The sequence below is a fragment of the Bradyrhizobium arachidis genome, assembly GCF_024758505.1.
Classification (GTDB): Bacteria; Pseudomonadota; Alphaproteobacteria; order Rhizobiales; family Xanthobacteraceae; genus Bradyrhizobium; species Bradyrhizobium manausense_C.
Genome location: NZ_CP077970.1, coordinates 4,293,148 through 4,305,996, shown reverse-complemented (window position 1 = coordinate 4,305,996; position 12,849 = coordinate 4,293,148). Strand labels below are relative to the sequence as shown.

The following is a 12,849-nucleotide window of genomic DNA, read 5'->3' as shown; positions in this document are numbered from 1 at the left end:
CCTGGCTATCGTCGGGAAGCCCGGCTCCCTGACGTCGCCCCAGACATAGTGCATCGCACAAAAATTGTCAAGAATCTTGTGCGACGCACAAAATGACGCAATTTGCGGTGATTCCCGGGGATCTACGCAAGGGTTCTTTAAGCTTTTGGAAACCGCAGGCCCCTACCTTGATTCCCTGGACGTGTTCAGCTTCCGACAGGCGGTCAAAAGCCGTTTGAGAACATCACCTTAGCCAGAACAGCGGCTTGGGCCCGCACCGCTTCGCACAAGCGTCCGCGGCGCGGCGGTCCAGGCAGGTAGTGATACCGGGTCCAAAGGGCACAATTTCGCCTCACGAGCCGGTGATCAAGTCAGAAACGGGGACGGGGTTTCATGCTTCGTAAAAACTTGTCTTCCTCGCGCTTGGCGCGGGTTGGGGTTTTCGGGCTTCTTACGGTCACCACCGCAGTCATCTTCACGACGGAAGCTGCCGACGCACGGCGCTATCGTCATCGCCATTACGCGCACCATCGCGTGCAGCGCGATGTGTCCGAAAGCTCCAGCGCGAAATTCGCCTCGATCATCGTCGACGGCAATTCCGGCACCACGCTGCAGGCGACGAGCCCCGACGCGCTCCGCCATCCCGCCTCGCTCACCAAGATCATGACGCTCTATCTGCTGTTCGAGCGTCTGGAAGCCGGCAAGATGAAGCTCGACACCGAGATGTCGGTGTCGCAGCACGCCGCCAGCCAGGATCCGACCAAGCTGAACCTGCGTCCCGGCCAGACCATCCGCGTCGAAGACGCCATCAAGGGTCTCGTCACCCGCTCCGCCAATGACGCCGCCGTGGTGATCGCCGAAGCGATCGGCGGCGACGAGGACGATTTTGCCGGGATGATGACGCGCAAGGCGCGCTCGCTCGGCATGTCCAAGACCGTCTATCGCAACGCCTCGGGCCTGCCCAACGACGAGCAGGTGACCACGGCGCGCGACCAGGCCACCCTCGGCCGCGCGATCCAGGATCGCTTCCCGCGCTACTACCGCTACTTCGCGACCGCGACGTTCAATTTCCGCGGCCAGTCGATCCGCAACCACAATCACCTGCTCGGCAGCGTCGAGGGCGTGGACGGCATCAAGACCGGCTACACCCGCGCCTCCGGCTTCAACCTCGTGAGCTCGATGCGCCGCGGCAACCGCCATCTGGTCGGCGTCGTGCTCGGCGGCCGCAGCGGCGGCTCGCGCGATGCCATCATGCGCAATTTGCTCGCCGAGAACCTCGAGAAGGCCGCGACCTCCCGCACCGCCGTCGCGATCACCGAACGCAATTCGTCGGAAGCTTCGACCGAAGTTGCCGACGCCTCCGAGGCCCCGGCGCGCGCTGCGCCGCAGGTTCAGGCCGCAGCCGCCCCCGAACCGGTGGCTCCGCGCACCGCGCCCGCCTCGCGCATGTCGGCGCTGGCCGCCGCCACCGCTGCGATGCCCCCGGCCCAGCCCAAGGCCGAAAAGACGGCTGAAGCCAAGCTGGAGCCGCCCGCCCCGCTCACCAACGGTGTGATCGCAAGCCAGCCGCTGTCCATCATTCCCGGCTCCTCGGAGCCGATGAAGCCGGTCAAGGTGAAGACGGTTCAGGTGAAGGCCGGCGCCGTCAAGGTCGCCTCCGCGACCCCCGCACAGCCGTCACCGCCGATCACCAGCACGGTTTCAAGCGCGCGCGCCGAAGTCGCGGAAACCTCGGGCGCGGTCGTCGCCCGCGCCGACGTCGCCAAATCCGAGATCAGCAAGACCGAGATCGCGAAGCCGGAAGCCGCCCGCGCCGAGCTGCCGCAGCAGCCGGCCGGACATGGCACCGGACACGGCATTTTGGGCGTCCTGCCGGCGGCGACCGCCGCCGCACCGGCGCCCGCCCCGCGGCTCGCCTCGGCCGAGCCGGCGCCGCAGCCGATCCAGATGAGCAGCACCACCCGGCCAGTCGTCACCCACAGCGGCTGGATCGTGCAGGTCGGCGCGTTGGAAAGCGAGGGCGAGGCCCAGCAGCGCATCGAAGCCGCCCGCAGCTCGGCCCGCGGCCTGCTCAGCAAGGCCGATCCGTTCACCGAGGTGGTCGCCAAGGACAATCGCAAGCTCTACCGCGCCCGCTTCGCGGGGCTCGAACGGGACCAGGCGGAAGCCGTCTGCCGCGCGCTGAAGCGCGCCGACATCTCCTGCATCACCGTCCGAAACTGATCCCTTTCACTGCCGAACCGATCCCGATGCCCGCCTCGCGCGGGCATCGTCGTTTTCGGACCAGGTGATCTCTGCGTTAAAAACCTCTCGTCAAGAATTTACGGTTAAAACTTTCCCTAAGGGATCGACCACGCCGACAAAGGCGGGCGCATCGGGGCGACGGCAAACAGACGAACAGGACTCACGCGGGCACAGAAGTGTTTGTAGCGTGGTGCCGGAGTTAGCCGTTATGCGTGCGAAGCAGAGTATCCTTGGCCTCGTTTACCCGGGCAGCGAGATACGTAGAGCCCCCCTGGTCGGGATGCAGTTTCTTCATCAGGGATTTGTGGGCTCGGCTGATCTCGTCGCGGCCCGCCCCCGGCTGCAGGCCAAGGATCTGATAGGCCTCCTCCGTCGTCATTTTGCCGCTCGGCGCCGTGCGGCGCTGCCGCCCTGCCGCGTCGCCCTGCGCGTTCTGACGCCAAGCGGGAAACCGGCGGTCCAGATAGCTTTCAAGTAAGGCCACGCTCTCGGCGTCGAACGCCGGGCACATCGCCACGAGCTCGGCAAGATCGAACTCGTCGAGCTGGCGGCCGGCATTGGGACCGGCGACGATCTGGCCCGCGAGCCGGCCGGAATCGTGGTCGAGCTGCATGTCGAGGAATTGCGAGCGCACGCGCGAGGTCTGGCCCGGCGCACGCGAAGCGCCGCCGCCGAACAGCCCGCCGATATTGCCAAAGCCCGTGGTCGTGAACGGCGACCAGCCGAGCAGGCCCGCGCCGAAAATGCCGAGCGGGATCGCGACCGCCAGCTCGCCCTTCAGGCCTGTGAAGGCGGCAACCGCCAGCGCCACAACGCCACCGCCGATCTTGATCGCGCGCGCCAGCACGGCCGGATTGGCGGCACGAAACATCTGGAGCAGCAGATAGATTGTGACAACGGCGACAGCGCCGGCGATCAGGGTCGGCATGGCCTGAATATAGTCCCGCCGTTCGCAAAAAGCATGCGGCCGAACGTCAGTCCCGCATCACTTCATCTGGCCGATCAACAGGGCGGCGCCGCTTGCGGTCTTCGCGAGCTTGAGCAGCGCCTCGCGGCCGCCGGCGGCATAGGCCGCCGCCGCGCGCAGCAGCTCGCGCAATTGCGCTGCCGCACCGGGATCGAACCGGCACCAGGCACCGCCGGTCAGCCGGGCAATCTCGCGAAACGCATGCTCGGCGACCGCGTCGTGGCCCTCCTGAAACATGAAGACGGGGACCTTGAGCATGCCGAGCTCACCGGCCTTGGCGCAGAGCTCGTCGACCTTCTCCTCCATGGCGTCGCCGACGAAGACGACGGCTCGCACGCCGGAGGCCGCGGCTTCGCGCCGGGCCTCGGCGAGCACCTTGCCGATCTGCGTGTTGCCGCCGCGGCAGTCGATCTTGCTCATCAGGCCGGCAAGCTTGGCGCTGTCCGAGATCCAGCTCGAGGCGCGGCATTCGTTGAAGCCGCGGTAATAAACCAGCCGAATGTCCAGGCTGCCGAGTGCAGCCGCCTCGCGGAACATGTCGGCCTGCAGTGCGCAGGCCATGTCCCAGGTCGGCTGCCGGCTCATGGTCGCATCGAGCGCGAAGATCATTCGGCCCTTCGCGCCGGGGGCATGCGGCGACATCGCGCGCGCCCTGGCGACAAAGGCGGCGATGTCGTCCGCGGTCGACGTCTTCGCCTGCGGCAGCGTGCCGGACGCCTTGCTCTGCTCCGAGGCGGCATCGCGGCTGCGCGGTTTGGTCGGTTCGCCGGGCATCCCTGCACATTCGCCTGATCAGGCGACTAATGTGGTCAGCGCGGCTCGCGCGGTCAATGCACAAAGCCTCCGCGGGCGGAGCCGGCGGAGGCTTTGGGTTTGCAGTCGCAGCTAAGGTCAGCGCGTCAGATCAGCTCTTGTCAGGTCAGCTTTTGGCAGACCCCATCAGCGCGACCGGACCCGGCTCCAGAATCTTCGGCGGGGCTTTCAGCGTATCGACCGGTGCCACGTCGCTGTCGGTGTCGCTCAGGAACTTGTCGAGCATGCCCTGGATCGAGGACTTTGCGCCATCGGGGCCGGTGTCGCGCATGTCGTTATGCTGGAAGTCGGTGTTCACCACCGTAATGCCCGCCTTCTCGCACTCCTCGTCGGTCGGGAGCACACCCGGGTCGGTCTTGAATTGCGGGTCCTTGGAGCGGAACGAAAGGATCTTGAACTTGCCGGCGGTCATGAACGGCACGCGCAGATTATCCAGCGTCACGACCTTCTTGATCTCGTCCGGATACTGCTTGGCGAAATACATCGAGATGTCGCCGCCCATGGAGTGGCCGACCATCGTCACCCTGGCGTAATCGGCGTTGGGCCGAATCTTCTTCATCTCCGCGATGGCGAGGTGGATGTTGGCGACGCCGCGCAGGATCTGCGGCAGGCGTCCGACATAGAGCTCGCCGGGCTTGGTCACCATCGGCGGATCGGTCGGCAGATCATGCTGCGGGCTGAGCACAAGATAGCCGCGCATGGCAAAGACAGTGGAGAGGAAACCGTATTCGGTGTTCTTGACGGTATTGCCGTGGTTGAGAACGGCGACCGGCAAATTGATCATGCCGGCATCGGCCTGGAATTCCCTGTCGCGGCGGATCGCGACGTGGACCGGCACCGGGCGATTGTCGCGCGAAGCATCATAGAACGTGATGGTCTCGTGCTTGATGGCCCACTTGTTCGCCGTGAAATAGGCGATGGCCGCGAGAGCGGTGACCGAAACCAGAACGGCAATTCCACGCTTCATGATCGTCCTCAGCGTCAGGCCTTTTGGCCTGAATCCCTGTTGTCATCGTCTTGCTGGAGGCTCTTGGGGCCTCTTGTCGGTTATTCCCTAATATATGTCACAGCGACGTGACAGGAAGGCCAAATATTGTGAACTAGCAGCCCTTTCATTGTGCGTCGCACACGTTTGTTAGGCAGCCCATTCCAAGAGAGCTATGTCAGGCTGCAATACTCCTTCCGACGCAACCTATCCAACTCCGGTTCAATACCGAAGGGATGCGGCATAAAAGCGCGAACCGGCCATCGGGTTCCATGGGAACCGGCCATAGTCGCAGATACTTTGATAGGGAAAGTAGGCAGCTACCGCCGCCGCTCAGGCGCCCAGGATGTCGTGGACTTCGAGCGGCTTGTCGACCTGGGTGAACCATTCGGCGCGGTTGGCCGCGCGGCGGCGGCCGCGCTCGTCGAGTGGCAGCTTGAGCTGACGCAGCAGGCCCGTCACCTCCTCGCGGGCCGTGACGTGGCCGAGATTGGGCCGCATGCCGAGGGTCGCCTCGTCGATGTCGTCGAGCGCGGTCAGTCCGCGCGGGAAGAATTCGCGGTAGACCACCCGCTCGGCAAAGCCGTCGACATAGCGGAAGCCGAGCCGCAGCGACAATTCCTTCAGCCCGTCGGCGACGAGCTGCTTGTTGCGCGAGCCGAGCATCGACAGGCGGTTGCGCACCACGATCCAGTCGGTGGTCGAGCCGTCGAGCTGGCGGCGCTTGCGCCTGACGTCCCGCACCATCTCGGCATAATGGCTCTCGCCCGTCACCGCGTAGTTGGCGGGGTCGACGGTGCCGAGCACGTCGAAGTCGAGGAAGCTGTCGTTGATCGGGGTGACCAGCGTGTCGGCCATCGAGTGGGCCAGCCGCATCAGGTAGCTGTCGGTGCCGGGCGTATCGATGACGATGAAGTCAAAACTGCTTTCGACCGCGCAGACCGCTTCCATGAACTGCAGGAACTCGGAATTCTCGTTCTCGGCGATCTGCATGGTCTCGCCGAGCTTGATGCAGCGATGCACCGGCAGCTCGAGGTCGAGCCCGGTGCGGCGCGCCCAGGCGGAGCGGTTGTTGATGTAGCGGGTAAAGCTCTGCTGACGGCAGTCGAGGTCGATGGTGGCGACGCGCTGGCCGGCCTTGAGCAGAGCGACGGCAATGTGCAGGGCGCTGGTGGATTTTCCCGAGCCGCCTTTCTCGTTGCCGAGCACGACGACGTGCGCCGAGCCCGACTGGCCTTGGCTGGTCTGCACAAGCATAATGATCCTCAAGCCCCCACGCGAAATATCTTCGAGTCGACCGCGTCAGCGGTCAAGTGAAATGCGTGTCAGGATGCTCAAATCGCCCCGCCTTCATCTTAATCATGAATCGCGCGACGACGCCCCTCTGTGATCAATCCCACAAACACGCGACAGTTCTTTACGCCCGCCTTTGCGCAACGGCGCGAACACGCAAGTCGAGCGATTCAGGTTTGTGACGATTCGCGGAAGCCCACTGCCCTCCTCCCGAACGATCCGGACCGGATCGCGCGATGCCACCAGGTTGCGCTTGCGCCGAATGCACCCGCATGGATGATTGCCCCTAAGGGAAGAAGCAAACGGGCATGGGCGTCGAACCGGAGATCGTCGACATCGTCGACGGCATCACCGAACGCGGCCGTCGGATCGAGATGCCGCCGTCCGAATTGGCGCGGCTGCATATCGTCACGCCCTGAGGCGATGGACAAACTATCGAAACAACCCCATGCACAGTAGCCGGCGGTCGCCGGCGCGATGCCCGGTGGATCCTACGAGCTCATTGATGCGTCGGGCAAATCGGCGACGATGACGCAATCATCGCCCGCAAGCGGCGTTTGCTACAGCAATCCGATTCCTCACAGCAATCCGATTGCTCACAGCAATCCGAGGTCGCGCAGTTCGCGGCGCATCGGCTCGGGCATCGCCGCGATCGTTCCGGCGGCGGACTTGCCGAGATCCGGCGGCACGGCGTCCTCGGTCAGGTAGCGCCAGCCCTGGAACGGACGCATCGGCCGCGGCGACACCGAAAACACCTTCGGCTGCATCACGATCCGGCAGCGTCCGATGCCGTCCTTGTCACGGAACGGCTCGATGCCGATGATCTTCTCACGGGCCGCGATCTCGCCCTTGATCACCCAATAGAGCGAGCCCCCGCTGAGGATCTCGTCGCCGCGCTTGGGCACCATGCGGGTGACGTGGACGTGCTGTTGCGGCAGGCCTTTTTTCTTCGCGGCCTGCATGCGTTCAGCGACCCATTGCTTGAGTTCCTTGACGGAATCGCAACCGACGGCGAGCTTGATCAGGTGAAGCGGCATGGCCCACCAATAGCGGGCAATGCCGCGCTTTGAAAGCTGCGGCTAGTCGTTATCCGCAGCCGCGGGCGCGGCCGCCGATGCAGGCGGCGCGATCTGCACCGGAGCTGCCGCAGGCGCACGCGCCGCCTTCGGCGCCGGCTGCTTCTTGGCGGCAGGCGGCGGGGCTGCGGCTTGGACCGGGGCCGCCGCCGGACGCGGTGCAGAAGCGGCTGCGGGCGCAGCCGGCGCGGGCTTGGCAGCGGTCACAGGCGGTTCCGGCGACATGATGCTGACCGGAGGCGTCGATGACGCGCTCGGGAACTCCGCATTGGTCGGCTTGCCGGTGGGCATCGACGGCGGCAGCGCCGCGAGCGGTCCCGGCGGCACCTGCGCCCCAGGCGCGTTCCAGGCCGGCGCATAGCGCGCGATCAGCCCCTCGAAAACATGCGCATCCATGTTGGCAACGATCTGCGCGCGATCGGTGACCGAGAGGAACGCGGCGCATTCGGACGGCGTGCAATTGTCGCGCGTTGCGAGCACCTGAGCGACCAGGCCATAGCGGTCGTGCTCCACCGCACGGCGCAGCGCCTTCAGCTCTGACGTCATGACCTTGTTGGCGCTCGCAACATCGCCGAGCGCGGTCAGGCGGGAGATCTGGGCTGCGGCGTAGCTGACGGCAGCGGCCACCGCGTCGGACGAGCCGAACAACGTCTTCTCGCAGGCCGACAGCACGATGTCGCCGGCGAGATCGTCGATGCAGGACAAGGCAGGCAACGCCGCCACCGTCACCGGCTGCGCCCGGGCCTCATTTGGCGCCGCCCTGCCCGACGGCCCGTAGAAGCGGATGGTGGCCGCCACCGCGATACCGATGGCGAGCAGCGTGATCACGGTCAACGCGCCATTGGCGACCGATTTCTCGGCGCGCAGCAGCGTGAACAGCACGATCAGGCCAAAGAAGCCTGCCGCCGCCAGCGTCACCCACATGGGAAAAGTTGGCGAGCGCCAGAGCTCGTCGAGCGAAGATGCCCATGCCCAATTCATGCGCGACGTCCCTTCACGCAGCAGAGAGCTGATTTGGTGAAAGCAAGCGCCGCGAGCCGGCAACCGCCTCGCGGCTACTTGCTAACTTGAACCGGGCCTTTTGACGGCGGGACGAAACAAATCCACCCCAACGCCAATGCGCTATTCCCTTCAACCGTCAGGACAAAGCGAGCTGGCTTTCCTTGGCCACCCGTTCGAAAGCTTCGGTCGAGCTCTTGATCCGATACTGGCAGTCGTCGCCTTCCGTCGGCAGCAGGCGGATCACCTCATACGCACCGCTCGCAGCCGGGCGCGCGACATTGCTGGCAGTGTACAAAACGCGCGATCCCACAGGGAATTTGTGCTTCAACGCCCTCTCCATTTGCAAACAACGCCTGCCGTCGCCCAACGGTCCCGCTTACGATGGCTGGCTGGAAACCCGGCGGGCTTATAGCACGCGCTCAGGCTTTTTGGCCAGCGGTATACAAGCGTGGCAGACGCGCAAATTTTGCAGTCTTTTCAGTGCAGTAGCTGCACGGGAACCGCCCATGATCCGTATTAGAACGGACGCCGGCCGCGCCCTGCGCCCTCACGCGGTATGGGGCAGCCGGCCCTCGGGGCTTGCGTGGTCGACGGCCTTCGGCAGCTCCTGGGCGAGGATCTGGCCGAGCTGGTCGACCGGGATGTCGTAGCGCGCGGCGAGCTGCCTGACGGTGTCGTTGCCGAGCACCTGGCGGAGTTGGTCGGCCGTAATCGGCAGGTTCTGGCCGTTGCCGAGCCAGGATTTTACCTGCCCGCCGAAACCGGCCTGCTGCAACTTCGCGACGATTGCGCTGAGACCGCCCTGATTGTTGCTGCCGAGCACCTCGTTCAGCACGGCCGGCAGCACCGCCGCACCGAGCTGGCCGAGCGCGCTACGGAACGCCGGGTTGTTTTCCAGCGAGTCGAGAATTCCCATGGCAGTGCTCCCGTTGCGGATCACACGCGACCCTCGCGTCTAAGCGTCCTCGAACTTGTCGATGACGATGGTTTCGGCGATCCCGTCTTTGGTCCATTCCTGGAACGCGGGCAGCACCATCATCGCGTCCATATAGGCCTTGACCTCAGGCGCGACTGGAATCGCGTAGGTGCGGAAGCGATGGACGACGGGGGCGTACATTGCGTCGACCGCACCAAAACGGCCGAACAGGAACGGCCCGCCAGCGCCGTAGCGCGCGCGGCAATCGAGCCAGAGCTCCTGCACCCGCGCGATATTGGCCTCTGCATCCGCCGACAGCGCGACCGGCTTGACCGGGCGGCGCAAATTCATCCCGCATTCGTTGCGCAGCGCCTGGAAGCCCGAATGCATCTCGGCACAGACGGCACGCGCATGCGCGCGCGCCGCGCGGTCTTCCGGCCACAGTTTTGCTTCCGGAAAGCGCTCCGCAAGATATTCGATGATGGCGAGCGAATCCCACACGGTGATGTCGCCGTCGACCAGGACCGGCACCTTGCCGGCGCGGCTGAAGGCAAGGATTTTGTCCTTGTCCGCCTGGTCGGTGTAGAGCGGGATGAAGACTTCCTCAAAAGGGATGCCGCTCGCGCGCAGCGCGATCCAGGGGCGCATCGACCAGGAGGAGTAATTCTTGTTGCCGATCGCGAGCGTCAGCGCAGCCATGTGAGTGGTCCTTCTCGTCATTCCCCAGGATGGCGCTTTTAGCGCCATCGCCTGCCGGCAATCAATCGTTGCCGCGATGAAACATGCGTGGCAATCCTCATCGCAACGAGGGATCGACATGAGCGGATATTGGGTCGACGTCGCGGCGGTCGGCTTCTTTGCCTTGGAATGGCTGGTTTACGCGCTTACGCTGGAGCACTCGGCCTATGGCCGCGACAGCCTGTCGGCACGCATGAACCGCTACCGCGAGGTCTGGGTCCGCCGCATGCTCGAGCGCGACACCCGCATGGTCGACATGCAGATCATGGCGTCCTTGCAGAACGGCACCGCCTTCTTCGCCTCCACCAGCCTGTTCGCGATCGGCGGCGCGCTGGCACTGCTGCGGGCGACCAATGACGCGCTCGTCATCCTGAGCAAGCTGCCGATCGATCTCAGCCCGACGCCGGCGCTGTGGGAGTTGAAATGCGTCGGCCTGGTGCTGATCTGCGTCTACGCCTTCTTCAAGTTCGCCTGGGCCTACCGGCTCTTCAACTATGTCGCGATCCTCTATGGCGGCATGCCGCCGGCCTCCCAGCGCGACACGCCCGAGGCCGAGGCGCATGTCATCCGCACCACTCGCCTGTTCGAAGCCGCCGGCCGTCACTTCAACCGCGGCCAGCGCGCCTTCTTCTTCGCGCTCGGCTATCTCGGCTGGTTCGTCAGCCCCTGGGTGCTGTTCGTGACCACGGCTGCGGTCGTCATCGTCACCTGGCGGCGACAATTTGCGTCGAGCGCGTGGGCGGCGATGGCGCCTGACGATGCGGATGCACCGGCGGCGACGCGGCTGCTGCGGAAATGAGCGCGAGCCTCGCAGGCGCGGTATCCGCAGTGATTTCGACCGCACTTATGGGGCTCTTCTGGAAGGAGCAACCGTTCTTCGCTGCTGCCGCAGTAGCGCTTTACCTCATGGGCGGCGTCAGAGCCTTTCCATGGAAAACGCCGATACGAAAAGCGATCTCGATTGGCATATTCGTTGGCATCGCTGCAGCCAGCGCAATGTTCTATTGGAATCTCCTTTAGCCCGCAGGACGCGGTAGAGCGAGGCGAAGCCCAACAATGCACTTCACGACGAAGATCATGGGTTTCGCGACGAGCTCAACCCATCCTGCGAGCGTGTCGGACCCGTCATCCTGAGGTGCGAGGCTTGCGGTGCGCACGCATCGCAAGCGGAGCCTCGAAGGATGAGCGGCCGGGATGCAGCCGGGCCGTCGCCCTTCGAGGCTTGCCTTGCGGCGCAACTGCGCCGCAAGGCGCGCACCTCAGGGTGACGGTCACAGAGCTTTGCCCGGTATTTTCCAGCATTCATTCGATCACCGTTGTCGCACCGACAACGAGTCCGTAGGATCGTTAGAGCGAAGCGAAATCACTCAGTGCGCTTGACGAAGATGATGGGTTTCGCGAAGAGCTCAACCCATCCTACGCGCTCATACATTCGTCGCGTCCGCTTTGCTCTCCACAAGCGCAAACGCAGCCGAGCGCGCTATTCAATCACGGTAGTCGCGGCGGCAACCAGCGCGGCGGGCATCTCAAGTCCCAGCTCCTTGGCCGTCTTCAGATTAACAACAAGGTCAAACCGCACCGCTTGAGAGTACGGGATGTCGCCCGGATTGGCTCCTCGAAATATTTCGACGATCTGCGCTACCTGCCTGTGAATGACGGACTCGACGTCGGAGGCATAGGACATCAGTCCGCCTGCTTCCACAAACACAGTGTAGGGGTAAATGGCGGGAAGCCGCATCTGCTGGATCAGCTGAACCAACAGGGGCTTTCTGGGAACATGCACCTGCCCCTCATCCGAAAGGATCAATCCGTCCAGTTGATCTCGCTGGAGCGATGAGAATGCGCTGCGGAATTCCGCTTCGCCATATGGACTGCTGACGATACCACGCACCAGGGAAATCCCCAGCTTTTGTGCCGCGTCGCGCACCGCTTGGCCACCTGCGCCCGTCCAAGCTCCTTCCGATGACACGAAAACGACGTTGTGCAATTTGGGAACGGCGCTGGAAAGCAATTCAAGGCGCTTGGCCCAGACTTCGATTCCGGCGTCCACGCTCACACCCGTGACGTTGCCGCCGGGACGGGCGAGATTCGAAACCAGCCCGAACCGAATAGGGTCGCCCGTTGCCGCTACGATGGGGATAGTCGTCGTCGCCGCTTTAAGGCGAAGAGTCATCGGCGTTCCCTGGCAGGCAATCACATCGGGTCTTGTGTCAACCACTTCGCGTGCAATCTCCTCGAGACGTCCCGGCTGAAGTTGCCACCGGTCGACAATGAGGTTTCCACCTTCGACGTAGCCAAGGCGCTGCAGTTCTTCCAGAAACGTTGACGAATTTGGTTCGCGTCCGATCCTCATGTCTTCGACCTTCGCAGCGCCAATGACCGCAAGACGCTTCTTCGGAGCGGGCTGCTGCGCCGAGGCTTGTCGCATGGCCGGCGCGAGCATCGCGGCGGCAAACAAGAAATCGCGGCGCTTCATGAATCGCCTCCAAGGATCAGCGCGTCGTCCTCGTCGCTCTGGCGAACTAAAATCGAAACGTTATCGGAGCCAAAGAAATGTCATCGAAGCCAACAGTGCCGGGGTTTTGGGGTCAATGTCCCGCTGATCGCTTCCGTTGATTATGTTCCCCGTGTGTCTGCGATGCCACACATCCAAATTGGGGCATAACCCTTCGAGCGCGTGGGCGGCGATGGCGCCGGAAGGCGCCTCCCCTGTCGGCAAGAGCATTCGGGCCGCAAGACAACGGTGGAACAGGACAATACGTTTCCAGAGAGATCATTGCCGTTTCACCAACGGGTCTCGCCTATCCGTCCGGGTAATCGCAGATGAAGTCGGCGA

At 64.1% G+C, this 12,849-nt stretch carries 12 protein-coding genes; 2 read left to right on the top strand and 10 right to left on the bottom strand.

Annotated features, from left to right (window positions below; translation table 11 throughout):
- Window positions 1-372: 372 nt before the first annotated feature.
- Entirely contained in the window at window positions 373-2,202 is a 1,830-nt protein-coding gene (locus KUF59_RS19705) for a D-alanyl-D-alanine carboxypeptidase (protein ID WP_212462553.1), read from the top strand.
- A gap of 220 nt (window positions 2,203-2,422) precedes the next feature.
- Here KUF59_RS19705 and KUF59_RS19700 read toward each other — a convergent pair whose 3' ends face one another.
- The 9 genes from KUF59_RS19700 to KUF59_RS19660 form a co-directional block, all read right to left on the bottom strand.
- Window positions 2,423-3,151 (bottom strand): DnaJ domain-containing protein, encoded by a 729-nt coding sequence (locus tag KUF59_RS19700; protein WP_212462552.1) that lies wholly within the window; start codon window positions 3,149-3,151, stop codon window positions 2,423-2,425.
- 57 nt (window positions 3,152-3,208) lie between these two features.
- Window positions 3,209-3,964, bottom strand: a complete 756-nt coding sequence (locus KUF59_RS19695; RefSeq protein ID WP_212462551.1) for a VWA domain-containing protein — start codon at window positions 3,962-3,964, stop codon at window positions 3,209-3,211.
- Window positions 3,965-4,109: 145 nt separating this feature from the next.
- Window positions 4,110-4,970 (bottom strand): alpha/beta fold hydrolase, encoded by an 861-nt coding sequence (locus KUF59_RS19690; protein ID WP_212462550.1) that lies wholly within the window; start codon window positions 4,968-4,970, stop codon window positions 4,110-4,112.
- A gap of 351 nt (window positions 4,971-5,321) precedes the next feature.
- Window positions 5,322-6,245, bottom strand: coding sequence for a division plane positioning ATPase MipZ (locus tag KUF59_RS19685; protein WP_212462549.1), 924 nt, complete (start codon window positions 6,243-6,245; stop codon window positions 5,322-5,324).
- A gap of 632 nt (window positions 6,246-6,877) precedes the next feature.
- On the bottom strand, window positions 6,878-7,318 hold the full coding sequence (locus KUF59_RS19680) for a DUF1489 family protein (RefSeq protein WP_212462548.1): 441 nt from the start codon (window positions 7,316-7,318) through the stop codon (window positions 6,878-6,880).
- A 42-nt stretch (window positions 7,319-7,360) separates the two neighbouring features.
- Window positions 7,361-8,338: a hypothetical protein gene (locus KUF59_RS19675; RefSeq protein WP_212462547.1), complete on the bottom strand. Its 978-nt coding sequence runs from the start codon at window positions 8,336-8,338 to the stop codon at window positions 7,361-7,363.
- A gap of 157 nt (window positions 8,339-8,495) precedes the next feature.
- Window positions 8,496-8,699: a hypothetical protein gene (locus KUF59_RS19670; RefSeq protein WP_212462546.1), complete on the bottom strand. Its 204-nt coding sequence runs from the start codon at window positions 8,697-8,699 to the stop codon at window positions 8,496-8,498.
- 207 nt (window positions 8,700-8,906) lie between these two features.
- Window positions 8,907-9,275 (bottom strand): YidB family protein, encoded by a 369-nt coding sequence (locus KUF59_RS19665; RefSeq protein WP_212462545.1) that lies wholly within the window; start codon window positions 9,273-9,275, stop codon window positions 8,907-8,909.
- Between the two features lie 39 nt (window positions 9,276-9,314).
- Entirely contained in the window at window positions 9,315-9,974 is a 660-nt protein-coding gene (locus KUF59_RS19660; protein WP_212462544.1) for a glutathione S-transferase family protein, read from the bottom strand.
- 118 nt (window positions 9,975-10,092) lie between these two features.
- Here KUF59_RS19660 and KUF59_RS19655 point away from each other — a divergent pair, with 118 nt between their 5' ends.
- Window positions 10,093-10,812: a DUF599 domain-containing protein gene (locus KUF59_RS19655; RefSeq protein WP_212462543.1), complete on the top strand. Its 720-nt coding sequence runs from the start codon at window positions 10,093-10,095 to the stop codon at window positions 10,810-10,812.
- A gap of 681 nt (window positions 10,813-11,493) precedes the next feature.
- Here KUF59_RS19655 and KUF59_RS19650 read toward each other — a convergent pair.
- On the bottom strand, window positions 11,494-12,489 hold the full coding sequence (locus tag KUF59_RS19650) for an ABC transporter substrate-binding protein (RefSeq protein ID WP_212459956.1): 996 nt from the start codon (window positions 12,487-12,489) through the stop codon (window positions 11,494-11,496).
- Window positions 12,490-12,849: the final 360 nt, after the last annotated feature.

What these genes read in the sequence shown, in the direction of transcription:
- KUF59_RS19695 (WP_212462551.1), bottom strand. Translation starts at nt 3,964, where the DNA reads ATGCCCGGCGAACCGACCAAACCGCGCAGCCGCGATGCCGCCTCGGAG.
- KUF59_RS19700 (WP_212462552.1), bottom strand. Translation starts at nt 3,151, where the DNA reads ATGCCGACCCTGATCGCCGGCGCTGTCGCCGTTGTCACAATCTATCTG.
- KUF59_RS19690 (WP_212462550.1), bottom strand. Translation starts at nt 4,970, where the DNA reads ATGAAGCGTGGAATTGCCGTTCTGGTTTCGGTCACCGCTCTCGCGGCC.
- KUF59_RS19675 (WP_212462547.1), bottom strand. Translation starts at nt 8,338, where the DNA reads ATGAATTGGGCATGGGCATCTTCGCTCGACGAGCTCTGGCGCTCGCCA.
- KUF59_RS19665 (WP_212462545.1), bottom strand. Translation starts at nt 9,275, where the DNA reads ATGGGAATTCTCGACTCGCTGGAAAACAACCCGGCGTTCCGTAGCGCG.
- KUF59_RS19705 (WP_212462553.1), top strand. Translation starts at nt 373, where the DNA reads ATGCTTCGTAAAAACTTGTCTTCCTCGCGCTTGGCGCGGGTTGGGGTT.
- KUF59_RS19650 (WP_212459956.1), bottom strand. Translation starts at nt 12,489, where the DNA reads ATGAAGCGCCGCGATTTCTTGTTTGCCGCCGCGATGCTCGCGCCGGCC.
- KUF59_RS19685 (WP_212462549.1), bottom strand. Translation starts at nt 6,245, where the DNA reads ATGCTTGTGCAGACCAGCCAAGGCCAGTCGGGCTCGGCGCACGTCGTC.
- KUF59_RS19655 (WP_212462543.1), top strand. Translation starts at nt 10,093, where the DNA reads ATGAGCGGATATTGGGTCGACGTCGCGGCGGTCGGCTTCTTTGCCTTG.
- KUF59_RS19670 (WP_212462546.1), bottom strand. Translation starts at nt 8,699, where the DNA reads ATGGAGAGGGCGTTGAAGCACAAATTCCCTGTGGGATCGCGCGTTTTG.
- KUF59_RS19680 (WP_212462548.1), bottom strand. Translation starts at nt 7,318, where the DNA reads ATGCCGCTTCACCTGATCAAGCTCGCCGTCGGTTGCGATTCCGTCAAG.
- KUF59_RS19660 (WP_212462544.1), bottom strand. Translation starts at nt 9,974, where the DNA reads ATGGCTGCGCTGACGCTCGCGATCGGCAACAAGAATTACTCCTCCTGG.